Here is a 23,480-nt window from a genome sequence, read left to right as displayed (position 1 = left end):
ACTTTTATGTTTTCTAAATTTAGTAAAAAAAAATTAACAATATTACTCGCATGAAAATTTATTGAAATGACAAAAAAAACTTCTATTCATACGAAATCATTGAAAATTCCTAAGATTATCTTATTAACGAGTAAATTAATCTCTTTTATTTCGCCAAAACTAATAACCCTATTTGCTGCCAAATTATTTACTACACCTATAAAACACAAAATTCCAAAAAGAGAATTAGAAATGGAGCTAAATAGTATCCAAAAACTAATTAAGATTCCTACAATTAATAAAGAGGTTATCTTATATGAGTATGGGAAAAGTGAAAAGAAAATTTTACTGGTTCATGGTTGGTCTGGCCGAGGCACACAACTATTCAAAATAGCGGATGAATTACTTAAAGTGGGATATTCAACTATTAGTTTTGATGCACCAGCACATGGTAAATCACCTGGAAAAACCACTATTATGGTCGACTTTATTGCTTCAATTTTAGAAATAGACAAACAATTTGGACCTTTTGAAGCTGCGATTGGCCATTCATTGGGAGGAATGTCTGTTTTGAATGCTGTAAAAAAAGGGTTAAAAGTAGAGCATGCTGTACTTATTGGCAGTGGCGATATTGTTGAAGATATTATGGATGATTTTGTGGCTAAATTAGAATTGAAACCAAATATAAGTACCCTTCTGCGTTTGCATTTTGAAAAAAAATACGGCGAAAAAATGAACAGCTATTCTGCTTCTCTGGCTGCAAAAGAAATTAGAATTCCTGTATTGGTTATCCATGATAATGATGACACTGAAGTTCCGGTAAAAGCAGGAATACACATTCATAAATATTTGAAAAACGGCGCTTTACTGCTCACTAACGGATTAGGACATCGAAAAATTCTAGGTAACACTAATGTAATTGAAAGAACGGTTCAATTTATCCAAAACAAATAACTGATAAGTAACGTTATATACTATAAAAAACTTAAAATCATGAAATACCCTTTAGAAAAAACAGTACAAGAATGGAAAGAGCAATTGGGAGAGGAACGCTACAAAATTCTTCGACAAAAAGGAACTGAATATCCGCATACCGGAACATACAATTTGCACTATGAAAAGGGAACCTATTGCTGTGGAGCTTGCGGTGAGCCTTTGTTTGAAAGCAACTCCAAGTTTGATGCACATTGCGGTTGGCCTTCCTTTGATGAATCTATTCCTGGAAAAGTTGAATATATTTCAGATGTAACACACGGAATGAAACGTACTGAAATCTTGTGTGCCAATTGTGGTAGTCACCTCGGACATGTGTTTGATGACGGACCAACCAAAACCGGACAGCGCTATTGTGTAAATTCTTTATCTGTGGATTTTAAAGAATAATACCATGGATCTATTTGGAAATACTATTGACTGGGCTGAAAAATTAAAACCTATTCTAACAAAATATCAAGGGAGAAAACACCCGTTAGAATACCATAATTTATACCAACTTGTCGTAATGGTTGTTTTATCTGCACAAGATTCCGATACAAATATTAATAAAATTGCCCCTAATCTATTTAAATCGTATCCAAATATAGAGCGTTTAGCTACTACTGATATCCAGGTATTGATTCCTCATATTTCTAAAGTCAGGAATTTTAGTATCAAAGCCAACTGGCTTATAGAAATAGCGCAGACCATCCAAAAAGATGAAAACATTCCGCTTACTATGGAAAGTTTAGTTGCACTAAAAGGCATTGGAAGAAAATCAGCTAATGTGATTATGCGGGAAGCAAAAGTTCCAACGAAAGGAATTATTGCCGATTTACATGTTATTAGAGTGGCCCCCAGAGTTGGATTAATACCCGAAACCAAAGATGGAATTAAAGCTGAAAAACAACTCATGGAAGTATTACCTAGGGAAATTTGGGATGAAATTGGAATGGCTATTTCATTCTTAGGAAGAGAAATTTGTAGACCACAACCTAAATGTCACGAATGTTGTATTACTGAAATATGTGCCTATTATAAAAAAATAAAAGGGTAAAAGCGATTTACTTTTGCCCTTTTATTTTTTTTAAAATTATTATTTTATAAAAAAGAAGCTTTTAATGTGGCTGTAACTCGCTTTTTAGATGCTTGTTCATATGCGTAACCCAATCCTATTAATTTCCCCTCCGTATAGGAAGTTCCAAAAAAAGATAATCCAACAGGTAAATCATAAACCATTCCACAAGGAACTGTAATATGTGGATAACCACTAGCAGCAGCGGGAGAAGTCAAAGAATATCCTCCCCAACGATCACCGTAAATCATATCAATACTACAAGCCGGCCCCATGGTAATCCCACATATAGCATCTAACTTATTTTTTTCAAAAACAGCATTTAAAACACCCTTGGTTCCTGCAAAACTTACTGTTAAAGCCTCCTTATATGTTTTATCTTCTAATCCTTTTTTGGCATTAGAACTCTCCAATGTTTCTTGTTTAAAATAAGGCATTGCCTTGTCTTCATTAGCGTTATTAAAATCAATTACCTCTTTTAATGTTTTTACTTTTGCATTAGCTGTAGCTAAATATTTATTCAATCCGTCTTTAAATTCGTACTGCAAAACTTCAAATTCAGCTTGACCCAATGCATTAATTTTATCCAAATAGTCGATTTCGATAATAGTCGCTCCCTTCGTTATTAATAGCTCTTTAGCGTCATCTAAAAGTTGATTCATGTATTTATTATTTCCTTGCGGTTTTTTCTCAATTCCGATGCGTTTGCCTTTCAAAGCATTTACATCTAAAAACGTTGTGTAATCCTTTTGAGTTTTTCCTTTGCTTTCAAGCGTTACTGAATCTTCACTATCGATAGCAGCCATAACGCCCAGTAAAATCGCGGCATCCGTTACAGTTCTTGCCATTGGACCGGCCGTATCTTGCGTTTTTGAAATAGGAATAATTCCAGATCTGCTAACTAAACCTACTGTAGGTTTGATCCCTACAACACCATTTACAGATGCAGGACAAACAATTGAACCATCAGTTTCAGTGCCAACAGCAACTACACAAAGATTCGCTGACACCGCAGCTCCTGAACCCGCACTAGATCCGCAGGGATTATGATCCAAAATATAGGCATTCTTTGTTTGACCGCCTCTGCTACTCCATCCAGAGCACGATTGAGTAGAACGAAAATTTGCCCATTCGCTTAAATTTGTTTTTCCTATAATTACAGCTCCAGCAGCTCTGAGTTGTTTAACTACAAAAGCATCTTTTGAAGCAATGTTTCCCTCCATGGCCAAAGATCCTGCAGTTGTTTGCATTTTATCTCCGGTATCAATGTTGTCTTTTATCAAAACTGGGATACCATGTAAAGGGCCTCTAGACTTACCCGCTTTTATTTCTTTATCAATTTCTTGAGCAATGGAAACAGCATCGGGATTGACTTCAATAACCGAATTCAACTGTGGTCCATTTTTATCAATAGTTTCAATACGTTTTAAATACAACTGGACTAATTGTTCTGAAGTGTATTTTCCGGATGCTAATTTTTCTCTTAAACTGCCTATTGTTTCTTCATCCAGTTCAAAGGCTACAGTTGCGTTTCCAACAGTTGCTGATTCTTTATCATTTTTTTTTGTGCTCGAAGTACAGCCTGTAATCAAAAGCGTGGTTAGTCCTGCTGAAGCAAGTGTAGCTGTGGTTAAAAAAGATCTTCTTTTCATTGACTGAATTATTTAGTTGAGAATATTTTATTGAAATTAATTTTCTAAAGTAGTTTTTTTTTAGCAAATACAAGGAATTATTATCGAGATCAATGGTAAAAGCAATATTATTCTAAACATTCGAATTTCTTTATAATTTATATTGCTGTTATTTTTTTTTAAAATGTGTTAACTATCATTGTAAGATAATTTTAAAGGTGTGCTCTTCCGAAAAATTAGGTACTCTTATGCAACCGAAAACCAAGCTTTTGAACGCAATATTACATTAAAGGCTTTTTTTAATGTATTCCTAAAAATTGAATAATTATGTTTTGAATTGGTTGTTACTCTGAATTTCTTAACTTTCTAAAATTACTAAGGTAGCATCACCAATAATAAACTCACAATCCGTTGTGAGAATGCAAAATAAAAAACATAGTTTCATAAACAGTTCTTTTTATCAAGAATCAATGCTATCTTGCTTAAAAGCATTAAAATGGATGAATTCTAAAATTTATTTCAAACGGATCAAAAGACTAGTACTTAATTGTGAATTCTTAATCCTTTATGAGCTCAAATAAAAAATAAAGAAATGTAAATCTCATTGCTTTAATACAAACACCAAAATTAAATTAAAAAAATTATTACTGTTTTAGCAAAACAACCTTTTTAATAACACTTAATACAGGAAACATAACGATTATTACTTTTATTTTTTTTAAAAGAACTACTTCATAATATTGCTGTTTATTGTTTTATTTTCGAAACACAAAATTATCATTTTATCTTTTTCCTACTAAACTCAAAATGAATACTCTACATTAAAATTAATGATATTCGTCGGTTTTAAAGATAAATTATCCCTTAAGTACACACCTATGATCCCCATTAATGCCGTAATTATTACGAAAGAGAAAGACACTTTACAAATCATTAAAAAATTTGAAAAAGAAAACTTTATGATTCTTAAAATAGTAAACGAAACTACCTCTATAATCGAAGGAATCAATAGTATACAATTACAAAAACCAGATCTCGTATTATTAGATATTTCCTTTAAAGATGATATTTTTTTTGATATGCTCAATGAATTAGAACTGAGTATTCCTAAACTGGTATTCATTTCCGCCAATAAACAAGATGCTGTAAAAGCATTTAAGCAAAACGCGATTGATTTTATTTTAAAACCCGTCGATTTTAATTCTCTAATTTTAGCTTTATACAAAGTAATTAAAAGAATTAAAATGGAGCGATCTTATCAAAATCAGAAAATTAAGGCCATTGAGCTGTTAAACTCTTTAAACCAGCCAAACGATTATGTTGCTGTATCCTCTTTAGATAAAATTGAACTCATTACTAAAGCAGAAATTATTTACTGCCAGGCCGAAGGAAGATATACTACTTTTTTTCTCCAGAATGGGAAGAAGATTATGTCCAGTAAAAATTTAGGAGAATACAGTGCGATTCTAGATCCTAACTATTTTTTTAGAATTCACCACTCGTATATTATTAATTTGCGTCATATTGTGAAAATTTCTAAAAAAGAAGGCTATTTTTGCGAATTTCCTAATGGCGTGCTTTTAGCCGTTGCCAAAAGACGTCAAGAGGATTTTAATAAATTTATTAAGCTAAAAGAATAACAATTTCATACTAAAATAATGGAGATTTATTTGTTTTAAAACGATGAATATTCCCTTTATGATTGCACTTACAAACAAAAACTATGAAAAAGGAATTAAAACCAAAATTCGAAAAAGTAATAATTGTTGATGATAATCCCATCGAACGCTACTGTTCTTCTCGAATAATTCTCAATAATAATTTTGGAAAAAAAGTCATCGAGTTTTCACTTGCAAGCGAAGCATTAGCTTATTTAGAAGAAAATCAGGAAAACACGAACCAGATACCTCAGATAATTTTTATAGATTTATACATGCCCCATTTTTCGGGTTTTGAATTCCTAGAAGCTTATGACAAACTGCCGTCGAATGTGAAAAATAAGTCTAAAGTATTTATTATTTCAAACACAATTGATGATCTCGATATTGCCAGGGTTTGTAGAACTCCAAATGTGGTTTCTTTTCATCAAAAACCCATTACAAAAGAATTTCTGGATCGAATTATACCCGATTAATATTCTTTTTCTAATTTTAAAAATGAAAGTAAATTCAATTTAAACTTTTTTAAAACAGAAAATTAAAAAAGTCATAAAAAACACTTTTTTATAAAAACTTTAAATTATTGAATATTCAAATAATTTTAGTTAAATTTAAATTTTTAACGTTTTTTTAGCGTTAAAAAACAAGTACTCCAAAAAAATAAAGCTTTTCTTAATGTATATCGAAAGTCTTTTTCTTTCTTATTTTTCACTTATACCGTAGTAGAGATCACTTGTTACTTCTCGTTTTACAGATATCAATTGACTAAATACATTTGCAACGTAATTGGTGTTTTATCCAGTACAAAACAAATTATTTAAACTGATTAAGGATCTGGACAAAACCTGTATTTGCTTCTTAATCTCAACCCCAAATTCTTTTACGATGAAAAAAATTACATTACTTTTATCTATTGTGGCTATGTCTACTGTGTTTAGTTCAAGCGTTTTGGCACAACAAAGTGCTTCTGCCACTTCTTCTGCAAGTACAACTATTGTTGCGCCAATTGCAATTAGTAAAACAGCCGCTATGGCTTTCGGTTCTTTTGCAACAGGTACTGCAGGTACATTAGTTATGAGTCCTTTAGCTGTTAGAACTCCAACTGGCGGAGTTAAATTAACTACATCTACTGGATCTCCTACCGCTGCTGCATTTACAGTAACAGGTGAAGGATCTTATGGTTATACTATTACGTTACCAACTTCTCTTACACTTACAACTGCAGCTACAGGTACAGGAACAACCAAAACTATGTTAGTTGATACTTTTACAAGCTCACTTGCCAATGGTATAGGTGCTTTGGCTAGTGGTACCCAAAACTTCACTGTTGGAGCTACGCTAAATGTTGGAACTGATCAAGCTGTTGGCTTATATGAGAACGCTACCGGTTTTACTGTTACAGTAAATTATAACTAAAATAAATAAAAAGGGTGCTTAGAAATAAGCACCCTTTTTTATATTATTTAAGGTTGCTTATTCTGTTGAATAAAAAAGCAAAATATTATAAAATAAAATACTCTCATGACTAAAAAATGGGTTCTTATTCTTGTCCTATTATTAAATTTTACGTTTCCATTACTGGCACAAGGCGATTTAATGGTATTCCCAAAACGTATTGTCTTTGACGGAATTCAAAGCCGGGTTCAAAATGTTAATTTATCCAATACCGGTAAGGATACTACAACGTATAGATTATCATACAATCAGATTCAAATGGATGAAACTGGTAAATTCAATACGATTGAAGAACCAGAAGAAAATCAAAATTTCGCCTCACCCTATCTTCGTTATTATCCGCGCACTATAACATTGGCGCCCAATGAATCACAGGTAGTAAAAATTCAACTCATTAAAACTAGCGAATTAAAAGAAGGTGAATACCGTTCCCATCTTTATTTCCGTGCTGTTCCTAAAACAAAACTTTTAGAAATCGAAAAAACCGCAACAGATACACTCAAACCAAAGAGTTTAGATATTCAATTAACGCCTGTTTATGGGATTTCAATTGCAAATATTATTACGATAGGAACTGCAAACACGGTAGTGTCTTTATCTAATTTAGTATTGATTGAATCCCAGGATCTATGCTTGGATATTAACCGCACAGGCAATCAATCGGCATATGGGGAACTGAATGTCAATTATATTTCTCCAGAGGGAGGCAGCACTAATGTAGGACTAATAAAAGGCTTTGCAATATATGCTCCGGGAAATATACGCAAAACCAAAATTAAACTCAATACTATTCCAAATATTGATTTTTCCAAGGGAAAACTACAGGTGCTTTATTTTACATTAAATCAAGTGGCTGTTTACGCCGAGTCTTTTTTGGATTTGTCAGCTAAAAAAGATTATGTACTTGATACGGTTCTTAATGGATCCAAATAAGAATCTTTTTTTTTATAATTTTCTCTCGATTTTTATAAAGTAACGGTTAAAATTAGCAATCTAAAATCCATTAGGTCTAATTATTTTTTGATGCTAATTTTGTGGGATAGAGTAAATTTTTGAAAAATAATTGCACCTAGAACTTGGGAAATATTATTAAAAAGGGTTATCGATACATTATTTGTTCCGTTGTAGTCCAAAAAAACTCGAGCTGACGTTTTGAATAATTGTATCCAACAGGAAACAAATAATAAAACTACTTTTTTTCTAAAACGGACTTAAAAAGATTACTCCATTTACATTTCATAAAATATAGCAAGCCGAAGAATTAGGTTGCCTGCGGAAAAGATCGCAAAATTTACAACCTTTAAATTAATAACTATTGAATAATATTAAAAAATTAAAAATAACAAAATTGCTGATAATAAGTATAATTTTACTTATATGCGTAATAGACTTGATAGTTCCTCTAGGTATAGCAATTGCAGTTTTGTATATAATTCCTCTAGTTATTTCCTATACACTAAGCAAAAATAAAATAATTACATTTGCTATAATATCTACTTTTTTAACAATAATTGACATAGCCATTTATTATAATACCGAGGTACACTATAGTGTTTTTGCTAACAGAGCCTTATCAATTCTTACGATCTGGATATCTTACTTTATAATTCTTCGATACAAAGACATAAGGATACAAAAAGATAGAGAAAAAGAGAAATACCTAAATTCCATTACTGAGGTGCTCTTTAAAGTATCCCATCAAGTTCGAAGTCCTATATGTAGAATTCAAGGTTTGATTAATCATGTGGATTCTCAAAATATATCTAAAGAAGAGTTAGAAAATATAAGTATTTATTTAAAAGATTCAGTCACTGAACTTGACACCTTCACAAGAACTTTGACCGATTTTTTAGTTAAGATTCGAATTGAAAATTCTTATGTACAAGCAGATTCTAATTAATAATATATACGCGAGAGCTCATTAAGGACAATGATTTACAAGCAGGCGGACAAAAGCCCTAATACCTAACAGCTATTTAGCTAAAGCGGCAACCAAGTGCTTAGTATCAATATTTTTTGATTAAAATCTCCAACTGTGCCGAACCGCAACCCGTACTTAAAAATTAATTTCCTTTAACACAAGGACTTCCTTTCTCTTCGCTCTTTATGACTAAATTGTCTTCTATCCTGTACCTTTTACTGTTCTGCACGATCCCTTTTTCTGGTGTGGCACAAGAGGAAGAGTGTGACGAAGTTTTAGTACTCCTCAAGGTAAAATATATGGGAGACATCGAAATTTCTTCTATAATATGCAGATCCGAAGTCTATTTTTCGATACCCGAAGTCTTCGATTTTATAAAAATAAAAAATACACCGAATTCTAATTTTAATGTTATTGACGGTTTTTTTATCAATCAAAAGCATCCCTTCAAAATTGATCAAAGTACCAACACAATTACCTACAAGGAACAAATTTTTAGTCTAAAATCAGATGATTTAATTTGTACCAGCACCAATTTATTCTTGAAAGCTACCTATTTTAATGAAGTATTTGATCTGGAAAATAGTTTCAGCATTAGAAGTTTATCAGTTAACATGTCTTCAAAACTAGAACTTCCCGCCATTAGAGAAGCCCGTTTGCAAGGTATGCGGGATAATTTAAACAAAATGAAGTTGGAATTTATAGCAGATACGACAGTAGTACGAGACAAACCATTACTTCATTTGGGAACAGCAAATTGGGCCGTTACTACAATTCAGCAATCAGAAGGAAGTCATTCGGAAAGGATGCTCCTCAATTTAGGCGGAATTATAGCTGGTGGCGAATTGACCACTTCCCTAAATTACACCAGCAACCAAGCCATTGCAACTAAAAACCAGTTTTATCGATGGCGGTATGTGAATAATGAAAACAAATATATTAAGCAGCTTACCTTAGGGAAAATTTCAGCTCCTTCTAAAGCGACAATTTTATTTCCCATTATCGGAGCACAGATAACAAATGCCTCTACTCGAATCCGAAAATCGTTTGGCACCTATATTTTGAGCAATCATACCCAAGCCAATTGGACGGTTGAACTCTACATCAACAATGTGTTAATCGATTATCTCCAGGCAGATACAAACGGTTTTTTTTCGTTTAATGTTCCTTTGCTGTATGGACGAACCGAAGTTACACTAAGGTATTATGGACCTTGGGGCGAAGAGCAGTTTTTTAGCAATCAACTTGTAGTTCCAGCTCTTTTCCTTCCGAAAAAAGAAATAGAATACACTATTAGTTCCGGGATTATTGAGGATGGAAAAGGGAGTGTCTTTAGTAATGCTATTGTAAACTATGGTCTTTCTAATCATGTTACTTTGGGCGCAGGAGCAGAATATGTTTCCTCTATTCAATCTAATAAAATTATTCCGTTTTTGAATTCTTCCATTCGATTGGCTTCCCAATTGTTTCTTACGGGGAGTTATTATGCTAAAGTGCTTTATGAGCTAAATTTGAACTATACTACTCCCAAAAACCTTCGATTTGACTTTGATTATAGCAAATACGACAGGAAACAACAAGCCTTTCGATTCAATTATTCCGAAATTCGGAAAGCAAGTATTTCAATGCCGATTCGCAATTCTTTTTTTTCAGGAAATTCCCGATTTACCATTCAACAAAACCTATTTAGCACAACTAAATTCACCACTTCCGAATTTTTACTCTCGGGAAATTCATTTGGTTTTAATTTTAATTTTACGACCAATGCCTTTTTTACAACAAACCATAAAACATTGGCATTCAGTACTTTTTCAACATCATTCCAACTTCCTAAAAGATTCGTCCTTGTTCCACAGTTGCGGTATGGATATGATGATGATGCCATGACAACATTGCAAACACAATTGAGAAAACCAATTTTTAAAAAAGGCTATATTCAGGCCTCATTAGATTATAATTTTAAAAATCAAAATAGTAGTTTTCAAATTAGTTTCACGCATAATTTTGATCATATCAATACCGGATTTTCCAGTATTTTTTATAAAAATAGTGCTTCTTTTTCGCAATCTGCCAGCGGAAGCTTAATCTTCGAACCCCAATCTGATTTTGTACGTTTTAATAACCGAATAAGTGTGGGAAGAGCAAGTGTAAAATTTATTCCGTTTTTAGATATCAATGGAAATGGAAAAAGAGATACTAAAGAACCTTTGGTAAAAGGAGTAAATATTGTATTTATGGGCGGTGACCGTCAGCTTGTCAATCCCGATGGAACCACCATTATAACCGGATTAGAACCCTATATTAAAAATTATATGGAGCTTAATACCAACCAAGTTAATTCTATTGCTTGGCGCATAAAAAACAAAACTTTAAATTGTACCCTAAATCCCAACCAATTAAGAATAATTGAAATTCCGGTTGTCGTTATGGGAGAAGTCTCCGGAATGGTGTATCAAAAAGAAAAGAAGCAACTCCTGGGAACTGGAGGTTTAAAAGTCTCTATTTATGATCTGCACGATACATTAATCACCAGTATTCTTTCGGAACCAGATGGTTATTTTAGTTTCTTGGGTTTAAAATCTGGGCAATATGTTGCAAAAATAGATGCATTGCAATTAAAAAATTTACAGATGATGGCAGATTCCTCCTACCAGACTTTTGAGATCGATAATGGTGTTGATGGAGCTTTTGTAGATACGCTTAAATTTGTTTTACAAAAAACCAATAAATAAATCTACATAATCTTAACTGAAGTCATGCTCAACGAACCCGCCAATAACTTATCATTAAACAAACTCAGTTCTTCTGATTTACCTTTTAATCCCAAGGTATATAGTAAAGGTAAATAATGTTCCGGCGTAGGAATCGCTAATTGAAACGCTTTACTTTGTTTCTCAAAATCAATCAGCGGTTGAAAATTCCCTTCCAATAAATAATTATTTATCGTTTCCCTTGCTTCAATTGCCCAATCGTACCCGTAATTGTCTTTATCAAAATTGTAATAATCGACCAATCTCAAATTATGCACAATATTGCCGCTACCTACAATCAGGATTCCTTTGGTTCGCAAGGCACTTAGTTTCTGAGCCAACTCAAAATGGTATTGCCCAGATTTTGTGTAATCAATACTCAACTGAATCACGGGAACATTCGCTTCGGGATATAAATGTTTAATAACACTCCAAGCACCGTGATCCAAACCCCAATGTTCGTCCAGTTCTACTTCTAATGGTATCAATAATTTTTTTGTTTCCAATGCTAATTCCGGACTTCCTTTCGCTGGATATTGCACCTCAAATAATTCTTGTGGAAAACCTCCAAAGTCGTGAATCGTTCGAGGCATTTCCATTGCGGTTACCTTTGTCCCTTTGGTAAACCAATGCGCCGAAATACACAAAATGGCATTCGGTTGTGGTAAGGTTTTAGCCAAGTTTCTAAAACCAGTCACAAACTGATTTTCTTCAATCGCGTTCATCGGACTTCCATGTCCCAAAAACAAAACCGGCATTTTTTCGGTATTTGAGAAAGAACTTAAAATTTTATGTAAGTCGTTTAATGTGTTCATTTCTATTTTTAAAAAAATTATTCCACAAAATTCTCATCTTTAAAACCTATCAAATATAATTTATTTTTGGCCCGGGTCATTGCGGTGTACAACCAGCGAATATAATCTCTATTGATACCATCCGGTAAATACGGTTGTTCTATAAAAACGGTGTTCCATTGCCCTCCTTGTGATTTATGACACGTTATTGCATACGAGAATTTAACCTGTAAACCATTGAAATATTCGTTAGCTTTTACTTTTTGGAATTGCTTGAATTTGGTTTCGCCTTCGTAATCTTTCAACACTTCCTGATACAATCGGTTGGATTCTTCATAGGTTAACGATGGCGATTCACTTTTTATAGTGTCCATAAGTAAAACCGTTTCAAACGGAATCTGATTGGGGTAATCAATCATCCGAATTTTGACTTTGGCAAACTTAAATCCGTACAATTCCTTGATATTGAAAATTTCTAATATTTCGATAATATCACCATTGGCAATAAATCCGGCTTCATCCGAATCTTTCAACCAAAAATAATTATTCTTTACCACCATCAGAAAGTCGCCTGTGGAAAGTTCACTTTCTTTATCCAGGATTTTGGTTCTGATTTGCTCATTATATTGATTCGCCCTTTTATTGGAACGAACAATAAAAGCGGTGTCTTCAATACTGTAATTACTGTAGGCAGAATTGATGGCATCCTGAATATCATAACCATCGGTCAAGCGAACAATATCTTTAAATTTCTTCACATCAAATTTGAATTCATCGATAAAGGAATCTTTCAATAACTCCCGAAGTTCAGTTGCATTATGCAAAATTCCGGAATTTTCTTCCTGACGCATGACTTCGTCTAGCTCAATATGTTCTACTTCCTTATCATAATTCATTCCTAAAGTACGAATGTCTAAAGCGGGGCTAATATCTAAATTCACCGGAGGCAACTGAGCGGTATCACCCAACAATATCATCTTACAATTAGTTCCCGAATATACATACGAAATCAAATCATCAAGCAAGGAACCGTTTTCATATAACTTAGAATCCGAGTTCGTATCCGAAATCATCGAAGCTTCATCGACTATAAATATGGTGTTCTTGTGTTTGTTTTGTTGCAAGGTAAATGAAACACCTCCCCCAGAAGATTTCTTGGGAAAGTAGATTTTTTTATGAATCGTAAAAGCCGGTTTATTCGAATAATTGGCAATTACTTTTGCCGCACGACCTGTTGGTGCTAACAAAACATATTTTTTATTGATATCCAATAAACTGTTTACAATTGTAGAAATTACAGTCGTTTTTCCCGTTCCTGCATATCCTTTTAGCACAAAAATGGTATTATTATCTGCTTCGGTTAAAAAAATAGCAATTTTTTGAAAAAAAATATCTTGTTTATAGGTGGGCTGAAAAGGAAATTTTTTCTGTAAAAGACTGTAAAACAAGGAGGAATTCATGTGGAGTTGATTGCTATAAATAAACCTCAAATATAAGTATGATAATCGAGGGAATCGTATAAATTGGCATTAGAATCAAAAAAAATTGTAAGTTTGTCATCGCATTTAATTCATTACTGATTCTAATGTCGAAATGGATTGAAAATCAAATTATGTCACTACAAAATACGAACATTACTGAAAAAGATTATAAAAAACTTTCCATTCAAGTTTCCTTGACCGGACTTTCTTTTTGTTGTTTTGATACGCTAAACAACACGGTAATTTCATTTAACGATGTACATTTTGAGAACTTACACCAGAACGCAAAAATTGAAGATTTGTTTGCCGATGCTTTTCGTAATCATCCGGAATTAAAGGACTCGTATGATGAAGTTTTGTTAATTCACAATAATAACCTTTCTACTTTTGTTCCTACAGCTTTTTTTGATGAGAACTTTTTAGGCAGTTATTTACAATACAATACGAAGGTTTTTGAAACTGATTTTTTTGCATTTGATGAAGTTCCAAACTATCAAATGAATGCAGTTTATATTCCGTATATGAATATTAATAATTTTTTTATTGACCAATTTGGTACTTTTGAATACAAGCATGCCAACAGTATTTTGGTTACCAAACTTCTGGTCGCCTCCAAAAATAAGGATGATAAAAAGATGTTTGTACATATAAACACCGACCATTTTGAAATCATTGTGGTTCAAAACCAAAAATTACTCCTTTTCAATTCATTTGATTACAATACGCCCGAAGATTTCTTATATTACATATTATTCACGGCTGAACAATTGAATTTAAACCCCGAAAACTTCCCATTGGAACTAATCGGAAATATTGATATTGAAAGTGATTATTTTAAAATCGCTTACAAATACATTCGCAACGTGTCCCTTATTGATGTGGAAGATTTACGATGGAACAATTATTTTTCTGAGGCCGAAAACAGAAATCATTTTATACTTTTTAACTCATGAGAATCATTTCAGGAAAATACAAAGGAAGACGCATTTTCCCACCAAAAGGATTGCCCGTTCGCCCCACTACCGATATGTCTAAAGAAGCATTATTCAATGTTTTAAATAACCATTTCAGTTTTGAAGGACTTAAAATATTAGATTTATTCGCAGGAACCGGAAATATCAGTTATGAATTTGCTTCTCGCGGAAGCACACCAATTACTTCTGTTGATGGCGATTTTGGATGTGTAAAATTCATTAAGCAAGTGGCTGCCGAATATGATTTTAATATTGCAGCTACTAAAAGTGATGTTTTCACGTATTTAGAAAGATGTAAAACCTCGTACGATATCATTTTTGCAGATCCACCCTATGCTTTGGACCAAAAAACTTTCGAAAAAATCATCTTATTAGTTTTCGAAAAAGAATTACTTAATGAAGACGGAATGATGGTCATCGAGCATTCAAAATATACCAAACTTGATCACATGATTCACTTTTCATTTCAGAAAAGTTATGGAGGTTCTATCTTTAGTTTCTTTGAAATAGGCTCCAGTAATGAAGTTGAAAATTCTGAAAACGAATCTGACCAAAACGATGGTGAAGAAGAATAATCTGAATTTAATATTATTTTGATAATTTTTCTAATATCCTCTGATAGGCAGGAGTTGTAACACCATATTTTAGACCTTCATTTACCACATATTCCGTCAAGGAAACCACTTCTGTTTTATGTCCAGCAAGTAAATCTCTGTGCATAGATGATGTATTGTCTTGTGGTGATTTCTCTAATTTAGCAATAGTTTGAGCAACAATGTCAGCTGGTAGAACTAACCCTTTTGCGAAAGCAACAGTAGTAATCTCGTTTAGCAATGAGATATAAACTGCTTTATTTTCAGGATGGTTTAGAATTCCACCAATGTTTTGGTTCAAATAGGAAGTTGCTGAAGCTAAAGCGGAAATAAAAATGAACTTTTCCCAAACCGTTTCTTCAATATTTTCTACGAGATAACTTTCGACAGCAGCTTTTTCGAAAATGGATTGTAGCTCATTTAATTTTGAAATTGGTGCCGTTTTAGAACCAAAAAACAATTTTTCGTAAGGACCAATTTTCTTTATAATTCCCGGAGAAACAATCATTGCAACAATATACACACAACCTTGTAAAATAGTGTTTTTAGGAAATAAAGTCTGAATACGTTCCGTGGCATCTACACCATTATATAAAGGGAGGATTATCGTTTTGTTGTTAATACAGTTTTTTATAGATTCAAAACTAGATTCGATATCATAGGTTTTAGTCGCGCAAATTAGGTAATCGAGATTCCCGATTTCATCTGGATTATTCGAAACCAAACTAGGAAATACAATTGCTTCATTCGTATCAGAAATAATTTTTAGTCCATTTTGAGCTATTGCATTTTGGGTTTCACCACGAGCAATAAATACGATTTCTATTGCATCCGAATCAAAATAAGCTTTAGCCAATAATCCTCCAAAATAACCACCTACTCCACCCAATCCTAAAATCCCTATTCTTGTTTTCATAAAATAAATTTAATACTGCATTTTAGTTATTCTAATCGTACTCATATTTTCATCAAAAGTACCAAAATCTTTAACACAATCTTCTAAACTGTTGTATCGAAAGAATAAATCAAAATAGTAACTTTGCTTTTTGCAAAAATTATGTTAGACAAAGACAATACCATTGAAGTTCAAGGCGCTCGCGTTCATAACTTAAAAAATATAGATGTTTCTATTCCTCGTGAAAAACTGGTGGTAATAACTGGTCTTTCAGGTTCTGGGAAATCCTCGTTAGCTTTTGATACCATTTATGCCGAAGGGCAACGCCGTTATGTGGAAACATTTTCTGCTTATGCAAGACAGTTTCTCGGTGGCTTAGAACGGCCTGATGTCGATAAAATTGACGGCCTTTCTCCTGTAATTGCCATTGAACAAAAAACGACCAGTAAAAGTCCGCGTTCAACCGTAGGAACCATTACGGAGATTTATGATTTCCTACGCTTACTCTACGCTCGTGGTGCCGATGCCTACAGCTATAATACTGGCGAAAAAATGGTGAGTTATAATGATGAACAAATTAAAGATTTGATCATCCAGGATTTTACCGGAAAACGAATCAATATTTTAGCTCCGGTTATTCGGGCTAGAAAAGGGCATTATGCCGAGCTTTTTCAACAAATAGCCAAACAAGGATTTCTTAAAGTTAGAGTGAATGGTGATATCCTGGACATTACTCTAGGAATGAAATTAGACCGTTACAAAACCCATGATATAGAAATAGTTGTGGACCGAATGGTTATTGATGATACTCCAGAAAATGAAAAACGTTTGACTGAAAGTATCAATACGGCGATGCATCACGGAGAAAATGTATTGATGGTTTTGGACCAAGATTCTAATGAAATACGTTTTTTTAGCAGGAATTTGATGTGTCCAAGTACTGGAATTTCGTATCAAAATCCCGAACCGAATTTATTCTCTTTTAATTCCCCGAAAGGCGCTTGTGATCATTGCAACGGTTTGGGAACGGTAAACGAAATCAATACTAAAAAGATTATTCCAAACCCGAAATTATCCATAAAAAATGGTGGTTTTGCTCCTTTGGGCGAATATAAATCATCCTGGATTTTTAAGCAATTGGAAATCATAGGCGAAAAATATGGTTTTAAATTGACGGATTCCATAGAAACCATTCCAGAGGAAGCAATGGAAATGATTTTGAATGGCGGAAAAGAAAAATTCACTATTAACTCCAAAGACCTAGGGGTTGCAAGAGAATATAAAATTGATTTTGAAGGGATTTCACATTTCATAAAAAATCAGCATGACGAAAGTGGTTCTACAACTATCAAGCGTTGGGCAAAGGAGTTTATGGACGAAATAAAATGTCCTGTTTGTGACGGTTCCCGTTTAAAAAAAGAAGCACTATTCTTTAAAATCAATGAAAAGAATATTACCGAATTGTGCGATATGGACATTTCGGATTTGACTGCTTGGTTTTATGATTTAGATAGCTATTTATCTGACAAACAAAAACGTATCGCCACTGAAGTAATCAAAGAGATTAAGGATCGATTGAACTTCCTAATGAATGTAGGTTTGGATTATTTGGCTTTAAGCCGAAGCTCAAAATCACTTTCGGGTGGTGAAGCACAACGCATTCGATTGGCCACTCAAATTGGTTCTCAACTCGTTGGTGTTTTGTACATTCTGGATGAACCCAGTATTGGTTTACACCAAAGAGACAATGATAAATTGATTCATTCTCTCGAACAATTACGCGATATTGGGAATTCGGTAATTGTGGTGGAACATGATAAAGACATGATAGAACGTGCCGATTATGTGATTGATATTGGTCCAAAAGCAGGAAAATATGGCGGTGAAATCATCAGTAAAGGCACACCAGCCGAAATCTTGAAACATCATACCATAACGGCGATGTACATGAATGGGGAGATGAAAATTGAGGTTCCAGCAAAACGTCGCGAAGGAAATGGAAAATTCCTAAAACTAACCGGAGCTACAGGAAATAACTTGAAAAACGTTTCGATAGAATTGCCTTTGGGCAAAATGATTTGCGTGACTGGAGTTTCCGGAAGTGGAAAATCGACACTGATTAATGAAACGCTCTACCCTATTTTGAACGCCTATTATTTCAATGGTGTCAAAAAACCAAAACCATATAAAAAAATTGAAGGATTAGAACATATTGATAAAGTAATTGATATTGACCAAAGCCCGATTGGTAGAACGCCACGCTCGAATCCTGCAACTTATACCGAAGTTTTCACAGAAATTAGAAATCTGTTTACAATGACTTCTGAAAGTATGATTCGGGGATATAAAGCGGGACGATTTAGTTTTAATGTAAAAGGCGGACGCTGCGAAACCTGCGAAGGTTCCGGTGTGCGAACGATTGAAATGAACTTCCTGCCTGATGTGTATGTAGAATGTGAAACCTGTCAAGGAAAGCGTTTTAACCGAGAAACATTAGAAATTCGATACAAAGGAAAATCCATTTCGGATGTGTTGAATATGACCGTAGACGAAGCGGTTCCGTTCTTTGAAATGATTCCGAAGATCTATAGAAAAGTAAAAACCATTCAGGATGTTGGATTGGGCTATATTACCCTTGGACAGCAAAGTACCACACTCTCCGGCGGTGAAGCACAACGCATTAAACTGGCGGGAGAATTATCCAAGAAAGATACTGGAAACACATTTTATATACTGGATGAACCCACAACTGGTTTGCATTTTGAAGACATAAGAGTATTGATGGAAGTCATTAATAAACTCGTTGATAAAGGAAATACGATTTTGATTATCGAACATAATATGGATGTAATTAAACTGGCCGATTATATTATAGACATTGGTCCCGAAGGCGGAAAAGGTGGCGGACAACTGATTGCCAAAGGAACGCCTGAAGAAGTTATAAAAAATAAGAAAAGCTATACGGCCCAGTTTTTGAAAAAAGAATTACTTTAGTATCAATAAAAAATAAAAAAATAATTTGTGAAAATTATGAATTTAAAAGAAGCCTTCAGTAGTATTGAAAACTACTTTTCACCTAAAATAATTGGCGAAGTTAATGATCAATTTATCAAACTGGCTAAAATTAAAGGCCAAGATCTACCATGGCATAATCATGAAAATGAAGATGAATTGTTTTACATTGTAGAAGGAGAACTTTTAATGGAAATTGAAAACGAGCCCAAATTCTTTATGAAAAAAGGAGATTTATTTGTAGTAAAAAAAGGTATAAACCATAGAGTTTCGTCAACCGACGAATGTTTAATACTGCTTATCGAATCAAAAACTACTGAACACACTGGTAAAGTTATATCCAAAATAACAAAATCAATTGAAGAACAAACATATTAGATATACGTAGCCCTGATAGTAATGAAAATCCGTTATTGTTTTCTTTACAATAAAGATTGAAAAGGATAGCAGGAAATAGCTCCGAAAAAAAAAAAGCAATTAAATTATATTTTTGATTATGAGATTAGAAGATTTTGATAATGACGAAGATAAAGTAATACAAGATCGTCTAAAAAGAAAAACCTGGAACGAAATAAGAACGAATGATAGTTGGGCGATTTTTAAAATTATGGCCGAATTTGTTAATGGTTACGAAAGTATGGGACGCATAGGTCCGTGTGTAACCATTTTTGGTTCTGCCAGAACAAAGCCTGAAGATGCCTATTATTTACTTGCCGAAAAAATTGCATATAAAATCAGTAAAGCTGGTTATGGGGTGATTACTGGCGGTGGTCCAGGAATTATGGAGGCAGGAAACAAAGGCGCACATCTGGGCGGTGGAACCTCAGTGGGATTGAATATTGAACTGCCTTTTGAGCAACATTTCAACCCATATATTGATAGTGATAAAAACCTTAATTTTGATTATTTCTTTGTTCGAAAAGTGATGTTTGTCAAATATTCTCAAGGTTTTGTAGTGATGCCGGGCGGTTTTGGAACGATGGATGAATTGTTTGAAGCGATGACTTTAATACAAACTAAAAAAATTGCTAGATTCCCAATTATACTTGTTGGTTCTAGCTTTTGGGCAGGATTAATTGAGTGGATAAAAACTGTTCTAGTTGAAAAAGAAGGTACTGTCCATGCCGAAGATTTGAATTTATTTAAAATTGTAGACACCGAAGATGAAGTAGTTGAAGTACTAAATGCCTTTTATAAGAAATACGATTTGTCTCCAAATTTTTAAACAAAAAAAGAAGCTGCCGCAAAGCAGCTTTTTTTTTGTTTAATTTTTAAGGTTCATAGTAAGAATTATATCTAATTATGAGGTATATTTATTTTTTTAATAAACATACCAAAATTTGAAATCATACCTTAAAATAATCTTTTATATTCTTGTTTTATTAGCTTCAGTAAATCAATACGCACAACAGCATTCTACTATCTCGGCGGTGCTTAATACTGAAAAAAAGACATTAGATATCAAGCAGGAAATTATTTTTACAAACCAATCAGAAGATACGTTGACATCGATTGTTCTTAATGACTGGAATCACGCTTTCTCCAACAAAAACACACCTTTAGCCAAACGATTTTCGGATGAATTTTATAGAGGATTTCATTTAGCCAAAGAAGAAGAGCGTGGAAGCACAATAAATTTAATTATGATTGATGATTCAGAGCAGTTTTTGTCTTGGCAAAGGACCGAAAAAAACCCTGATTATATTGTTGTTAAACTTAAAAATCCGTTACTTCCAAATCAGAAAGTAGCTTTGCATCTTTCGTACATCACTAAAATTCCTAGCGAAAAATTTACCAAATATGGGTACCACAACAATGGGACTTTAAGCCTCAAAAATTGGTATATTACTCCTGCCCGTTATGAAAACCATAGTTTCATAAATAATAGTAATAATAACTTGGATGATATTGCCAATGCTGTATCTGACTTTGAAATTGATCTTAAACTACCCAATACTTTAAAGGCAACATCCGATTTAAACACTGAGAAAACAACTGATAATAATGGCTTCTCAAACTACAAATTATGGGGAAATAACAGAACTGATTTTAGTTTGATCATTGAGCCTAAATTGAATTTTGAGAGTTACAAAAATAGTTTCGTTGAAGTACTGACGGATATGAAAAACAACAAATTAAATAACATTCAAAAAGCAATTGTAATTGACCGAATTGTTAATTTTGCAAGTGATTTGATTGGGAAATATCCTTATCAAAAAATTGTGGTTTCCCAAACGGATTATGAAAAAAATCCTTTTTATGGATTGAATCAGCTTCCCTCATTTATAAGTCCTTTTTCTGATGAATTTATTTTCGAAATTAAATTTTTGAAAACCTATTTAAACGAATATTTAAAAAAGAGTTTACATCTGGATCCTAGAAAAGACAATTGGATTTATGATGGGATTCAAGTTTATGCGATGATGAAATATATGGATGAAAATCATCCCAAAGCTAAAATGATGGGTAGCGCATCAAACATTAGATTGCTAAAAAGTTACAATTTGACTAATATTGACTTTAATGGACAATACAGTTATTTCTATATGTTGATGGCTCGTAAAAATCTAGATCAGCCGTTAGGCGATTCAAAGAACACTTTAATAAAATTCAATGAACAAATTGCCAGTAAATACCGTGCGGGATTAAGCATGCGGTTTCTGGATGATTATTTGTTAAATAATACTGTAAAGACCAGCATTCAACAATTATATAAAAAAAATCAGTTGCAACAAGTGTCAAGATCCGATTTTGAAACTTTATTAAAATCAAATACAACTAAAGATATCAGTTGGTTTTTTAATACAATTATTAATTCAAGAGACATCATTGATTATAAATTTTCAAGGGTATTAAAAACTCAAGACAGCATCACTTTTTCAATTAAAAACAGAACTGGAACTCTTATTCCCATTCCAGTTTATGGTACTAAAAAAGGTCAAATTGTTTTTAAACAATGGCTTGATATTAATGAAACCGACACTACTTTCAAGATACCCAGAAATAATGCTGACAAAATTATTTTAAATTTAAAAAATGAAGTTCCAGAATATAATTTAAGAAATAACTGGAAGAAATTAGAAGGTTTTTTTCCTAATAATCGCCCTGTAAAGTTTGTTTTCATGAAAGATTTAGAGGATCCTTATTACAACCAAGTACTGTATGTTCCATCAATATATTACAATTTATATGATGGTTTAACTCCAGGAATTAGATTGCATAATAAAACCATTTTGGAAAAGCCTTTTATTTTTGATGTTAATCCTTCTTACTCTACTAAATCAAATAATTTATCAGGTTCAGCCGTTTTTGTAGTCAACCAAAATTTTAGAAACACAACCCTTTACAATGCCCGTTATTCAGTAAGTGGATCCTATTTTCATTATGCTGAGGATGCTGCTTATTTTAGACTAAATCCGGCACTACAATTGCGCATTCGTGAACCCAATTTCAGAGACAACAGAAAACAACTGTTTTTATTCCGACAAGTTATTGTCAATAAGGAAAAAAGCGCCTTGGTGCTCGACAATTCTCCTGAAAATTATTCGGTTTTTGATGCGAGATATGTAAATACAAAAACAGAGGTAACGAATCATTTTAATTTTACTACGGATTTACAAATTTCTGGGAAATTCGGAAAAATTACTAGTGAAATAGAGTATCGAAAACTCTTTGAAAACAATCGTCAAATTAATTTACGCTTATATGCAGGAAATTTTTTATACAATAAAACGCAATCGGATTTCTTTAGCTTTGCATTAGACCGGCCTACAGACTATCTTTTTGATTATAATTATTTTGGTAGATCCGAAAGTACAGGACTTTTTAGCCAACAATATGTAGTAGCCGAAGGCGGTTTTAAATCAAAAATTACTACGCCTTATGCCAATCGATGGATCACTAGCTTGAATGCAAGTTATAGCATATGGAATTGGATTGAAGTGTATGGCGATGTTGGTTTTATAAAAAATAAAGGGCTAAAAGAACGATTTGTTTATGACAGTGGAATTCGTTTAAATCTGGTTACAGACTATTTTGAATTGTATTTTCCGGTCTACTCTAACAACGGATGGGAAGTTTCTCAAGATAATTATAATGAAAAAATACGTTTTATAGTAACTTTTTCACCTAAAACATTAATCAATCTTTTTAATCGAAAATGGTTCTAATCCAATATTATTATCATTATTTATTAAACTATTCTTATTAAATCAAATATAAAATTACATATAGTGAAAAAATAAAGTTCTTTTTATTAGAATTAATTGCAATAATTAAATTCTATTT

At 33.0% G+C, this 23,480-nt stretch carries 19 protein-coding genes; 15 read left to right on the top strand and 4 right to left on the bottom strand.

Going from position 1 to position 23,480, the window contains the following annotated elements; genetic code table 11:
- Positions 1-66: 66 nt before the first annotated feature.
- Genes AC0608_RS07955 through AC0608_RS07945 form a run of 3 tightly spaced genes read left to right on the top strand, consistent with a single transcriptional unit; the run spans position 67 to position 2,011 of the window.
- Entirely contained in the window at positions 67-933 is an 867-nt protein-coding gene (locus AC0608_RS07955; protein ID WP_478288700.1) for an alpha/beta fold hydrolase, read from the top strand.
- A gap of 39 nt (positions 934-972) precedes the next feature.
- On the top strand, positions 973-1,362 hold the full coding sequence (gene msrB, locus AC0608_RS07950) for a peptide-methionine (R)-S-oxide reductase MsrB (RefSeq protein WP_478288699.1): 390 nt from the start codon (positions 973-975) through the stop codon (positions 1,360-1,362).
- Between the two features lie 4 nt (positions 1,363-1,366).
- Complete coding sequence (locus AC0608_RS07945) at positions 1,367-2,011, top strand: endonuclease III domain-containing protein (protein ID WP_478288698.1); 645 nt, start codon at positions 1,367-1,369, stop codon at positions 2,009-2,011.
- Positions 2,012-2,055: 44 nt separating this feature from the next.
- Here AC0608_RS07945 and AC0608_RS07940 read toward each other — a convergent pair whose 3' ends face one another.
- Positions 2,056-3,681 (bottom strand): amidase, encoded by a 1,626-nt coding sequence (locus AC0608_RS07940; protein ID WP_478288697.1) that lies wholly within the window; start codon positions 3,679-3,681, stop codon positions 2,056-2,058.
- Positions 3,682-4,538: 857 nt separating this feature from the next.
- Here AC0608_RS07940 and AC0608_RS07935 point away from each other — a divergent pair.
- The 6 genes from AC0608_RS07935 (at position 4,539) to AC0608_RS07910 (ending at position 11,426) form a co-directional block, all read left to right on the top strand.
- Positions 4,539-5,300 carry a LytR/AlgR family response regulator transcription factor gene (locus tag AC0608_RS07935; protein WP_478288696.1) on the top strand — a complete coding sequence of 254 codons (762 nt, stop codon included), beginning with the start codon at positions 4,539-4,541 and terminating at the stop codon, positions 5,298-5,300.
- A gap of 83 nt (positions 5,301-5,383) precedes the next feature.
- Entirely contained in the window at positions 5,384-5,794 is a 411-nt protein-coding gene (locus AC0608_RS07930) for a response regulator (RefSeq protein ID WP_478288695.1), read from the top strand.
- A gap of 409 nt (positions 5,795-6,203) precedes the next feature.
- The gene (locus AC0608_RS07925; protein ID WP_478288694.1) at positions 6,204-6,734 is read left to right on the top strand and encodes a DUF4402 domain-containing protein; all 531 of its coding nucleotides are present in this window, start codon (positions 6,204-6,206) and stop codon (positions 6,732-6,734) included.
- 105 nt (positions 6,735-6,839) lie between these two features.
- Positions 6,840-7,706, top strand: coding sequence for a fimbrial biogenesis chaperone (locus AC0608_RS07920; RefSeq protein ID WP_478288693.1), 867 nt, complete (start codon positions 6,840-6,842; stop codon positions 7,704-7,706).
- A 382-nt stretch (positions 7,707-8,088) separates the two neighbouring features.
- Positions 8,089-8,673: a hypothetical protein gene (locus AC0608_RS07915; protein ID WP_478288692.1), complete on the top strand. Its 585-nt coding sequence runs from the start codon at positions 8,089-8,091 to the stop codon at positions 8,671-8,673.
- Positions 8,674-8,879: 206 nt separating this feature from the next.
- Positions 8,880-11,426 carry a fimbria/pilus outer membrane usher protein gene (locus AC0608_RS07910; protein ID WP_478288691.1) on the top strand — a complete coding sequence of 849 codons (2,547 nt, stop codon included), beginning with the start codon at positions 8,880-8,882 and terminating at the stop codon, positions 11,424-11,426.
- 2 nt (positions 11,427-11,428) lie between these two features.
- Here the strand turns inward: AC0608_RS07910 and ygiD are convergent, their stop codons facing one another.
- A complete protein-coding gene (gene ygiD, locus AC0608_RS07905) occupies positions 11,429-12,259 on the bottom strand; it encodes a 4,5-DOPA-extradiol-dioxygenase (RefSeq protein ID WP_478288690.1) in 831 nt (276 codons plus the stop codon).
- Positions 12,260-12,276: 17 nt separating this feature from the next.
- The gene (locus tag AC0608_RS07900; protein ID WP_478288689.1) at positions 12,277-13,698 is read right to left on the bottom strand and encodes an ATP-dependent DNA helicase; all 1,422 of its coding nucleotides are present in this window, start codon (positions 13,696-13,698) and stop codon (positions 12,277-12,279) included.
- A 152-nt stretch (positions 13,699-13,850) separates the two neighbouring features.
- On the opposite strand from AC0608_RS07900, the gene AC0608_RS07895 reads away from it, so the two are divergent.
- Together AC0608_RS07895 and AC0608_RS07890 are read left to right on the top strand one after the other, a co-directional pair.
- On the top strand, positions 13,851-14,672 hold the full coding sequence (locus tag AC0608_RS07895; RefSeq protein ID WP_478288688.1) for a DUF3822 family protein: 822 nt from the start codon (positions 13,851-13,853) through the stop codon (positions 14,670-14,672).
- Positions 14,669-15,268: an RsmD family RNA methyltransferase gene (locus tag AC0608_RS07890; RefSeq protein WP_478288687.1), complete on the top strand. Its 600-nt coding sequence runs from the start codon at positions 14,669-14,671 to the stop codon at positions 15,266-15,268. The genes AC0608_RS07895 and AC0608_RS07890 overlap by 4 nt, the downstream gene beginning before the upstream one ends.
- A gap of 13 nt (positions 15,269-15,281) precedes the next feature.
- On the opposite strand, the gene AC0608_RS07885 is transcribed toward AC0608_RS07890, so the two are convergent.
- Positions 15,282-16,202, bottom strand: coding sequence for a ketopantoate reductase family protein (locus AC0608_RS07885; protein WP_478288686.1), 921 nt, complete (start codon positions 16,200-16,202; stop codon positions 15,282-15,284).
- A gap of 141 nt (positions 16,203-16,343) precedes the next feature.
- On the opposite strand from AC0608_RS07885, the gene uvrA reads away from it, so the two are divergent.
- The 4 genes from uvrA (at position 16,344) to AC0608_RS07865 (ending at position 23,362) form a co-directional block, all read left to right on the top strand.
- The gene (gene uvrA, locus AC0608_RS07880; RefSeq protein ID WP_478288685.1) at positions 16,344-19,175 is read left to right on the top strand and encodes an excinuclease ABC subunit UvrA; all 2,832 of its coding nucleotides are present in this window, start codon (positions 16,344-16,346) and stop codon (positions 19,173-19,175) included.
- 36 nt (positions 19,176-19,211) lie between these two features.
- Positions 19,212-19,571, top strand: coding sequence for a cupin domain-containing protein (locus tag AC0608_RS07875; protein ID WP_478288684.1), 360 nt, complete (start codon positions 19,212-19,214; stop codon positions 19,569-19,571).
- Between the two features lie 118 nt (positions 19,572-19,689).
- Positions 19,690-20,418, top strand: a complete 729-nt coding sequence (locus tag AC0608_RS07870) for an LOG family protein (protein WP_417960216.1) — start codon at positions 19,690-19,692, stop codon at positions 20,416-20,418.
- Between the two features lie 196 nt (positions 20,419-20,614).
- Entirely contained in the window at positions 20,615-23,362 is a 2,748-nt protein-coding gene (locus AC0608_RS07865) for a gluzincin family metallopeptidase (protein ID WP_478288887.1), read from the top strand.
- The last annotated feature ends 118 nt before the right edge of the window (positions 23,363-23,480 follow it).

It is taken from the genome of Flavobacterium sp. GNP008 (assembly GCF_056428965.1).
This window is presented reverse-complemented; position numbering and strand designations above follow the sequence as displayed.

Coding starts and splice junctions, on each gene's coding strand:
- AC0608_RS07955 (WP_478288700.1), top strand. CDS start 67: ATGACAAAAAAAACTTCTATTCATACGAAATCATTGAAAATTCCTAAG.
- msrB (WP_478288699.1), top strand. CDS start 973: ATGAAATACCCTTTAGAAAAAACAGTACAAGAATGGAAAGAGCAATTG.
- AC0608_RS07945 (WP_478288698.1), top strand. CDS start 1,367: ATGGATCTATTTGGAAATACTATTGACTGGGCTGAAAAATTAAAACCT.
- AC0608_RS07940 (WP_478288697.1), bottom strand. CDS start 3,681: ATGAAAAGAAGATCTTTTTTAACCACAGCTACACTTGCTTCAGCAGGA.
- AC0608_RS07935 (WP_478288696.1), top strand. CDS start 4,539: ATGATCCCCATTAATGCCGTAATTATTACGAAAGAGAAAGACACTTTA.
- AC0608_RS07930 (WP_478288695.1), top strand. CDS start 5,384: ATGAAAAAGGAATTAAAACCAAAATTCGAAAAAGTAATAATTGTTGAT.
- AC0608_RS07925 (WP_478288694.1), top strand. CDS start 6,204: ATGAAAAAAATTACATTACTTTTATCTATTGTGGCTATGTCTACTGTG.
- AC0608_RS07920 (WP_478288693.1), top strand. CDS start 6,840: ATGACTAAAAAATGGGTTCTTATTCTTGTCCTATTATTAAATTTTACG.
- AC0608_RS07910 (WP_478288691.1), top strand. CDS start 8,880: ATGACTAAATTGTCTTCTATCCTGTACCTTTTACTGTTCTGCACGATC.
- ygiD (WP_478288690.1), bottom strand. CDS start 12,259: ATGAACACATTAAACGACTTACATAAAATTTTAAGTTCTTTCTCAAAT.
- AC0608_RS07900 (WP_478288689.1), bottom strand. CDS start 13,698: ATGAATTCCTCCTTGTTTTACAGTCTTTTACAGAAAAAATTTCCTTTT.
- AC0608_RS07895 (WP_478288688.1), top strand. CDS start 13,851: ATGTCACTACAAAATACGAACATTACTGAAAAAGATTATAAAAAACTT.
- AC0608_RS07890 (WP_478288687.1), top strand. CDS start 14,669: ATGAGAATCATTTCAGGAAAATACAAAGGAAGACGCATTTTCCCACCA.
- AC0608_RS07885 (WP_478288686.1), bottom strand. CDS start 16,202: ATGAAAACAAGAATAGGGATTTTAGGATTGGGTGGAGTAGGTGGTTAT.
- uvrA (WP_478288685.1), top strand. CDS start 16,344: ATGTTAGACAAAGACAATACCATTGAAGTTCAAGGCGCTCGCGTTCAT.
- AC0608_RS07875 (WP_478288684.1), top strand. CDS start 19,212: ATGAATTTAAAAGAAGCCTTCAGTAGTATTGAAAACTACTTTTCACCT.
- AC0608_RS07870 (WP_417960216.1), top strand. CDS start 19,690: ATGAGATTAGAAGATTTTGATAATGACGAAGATAAAGTAATACAAGAT.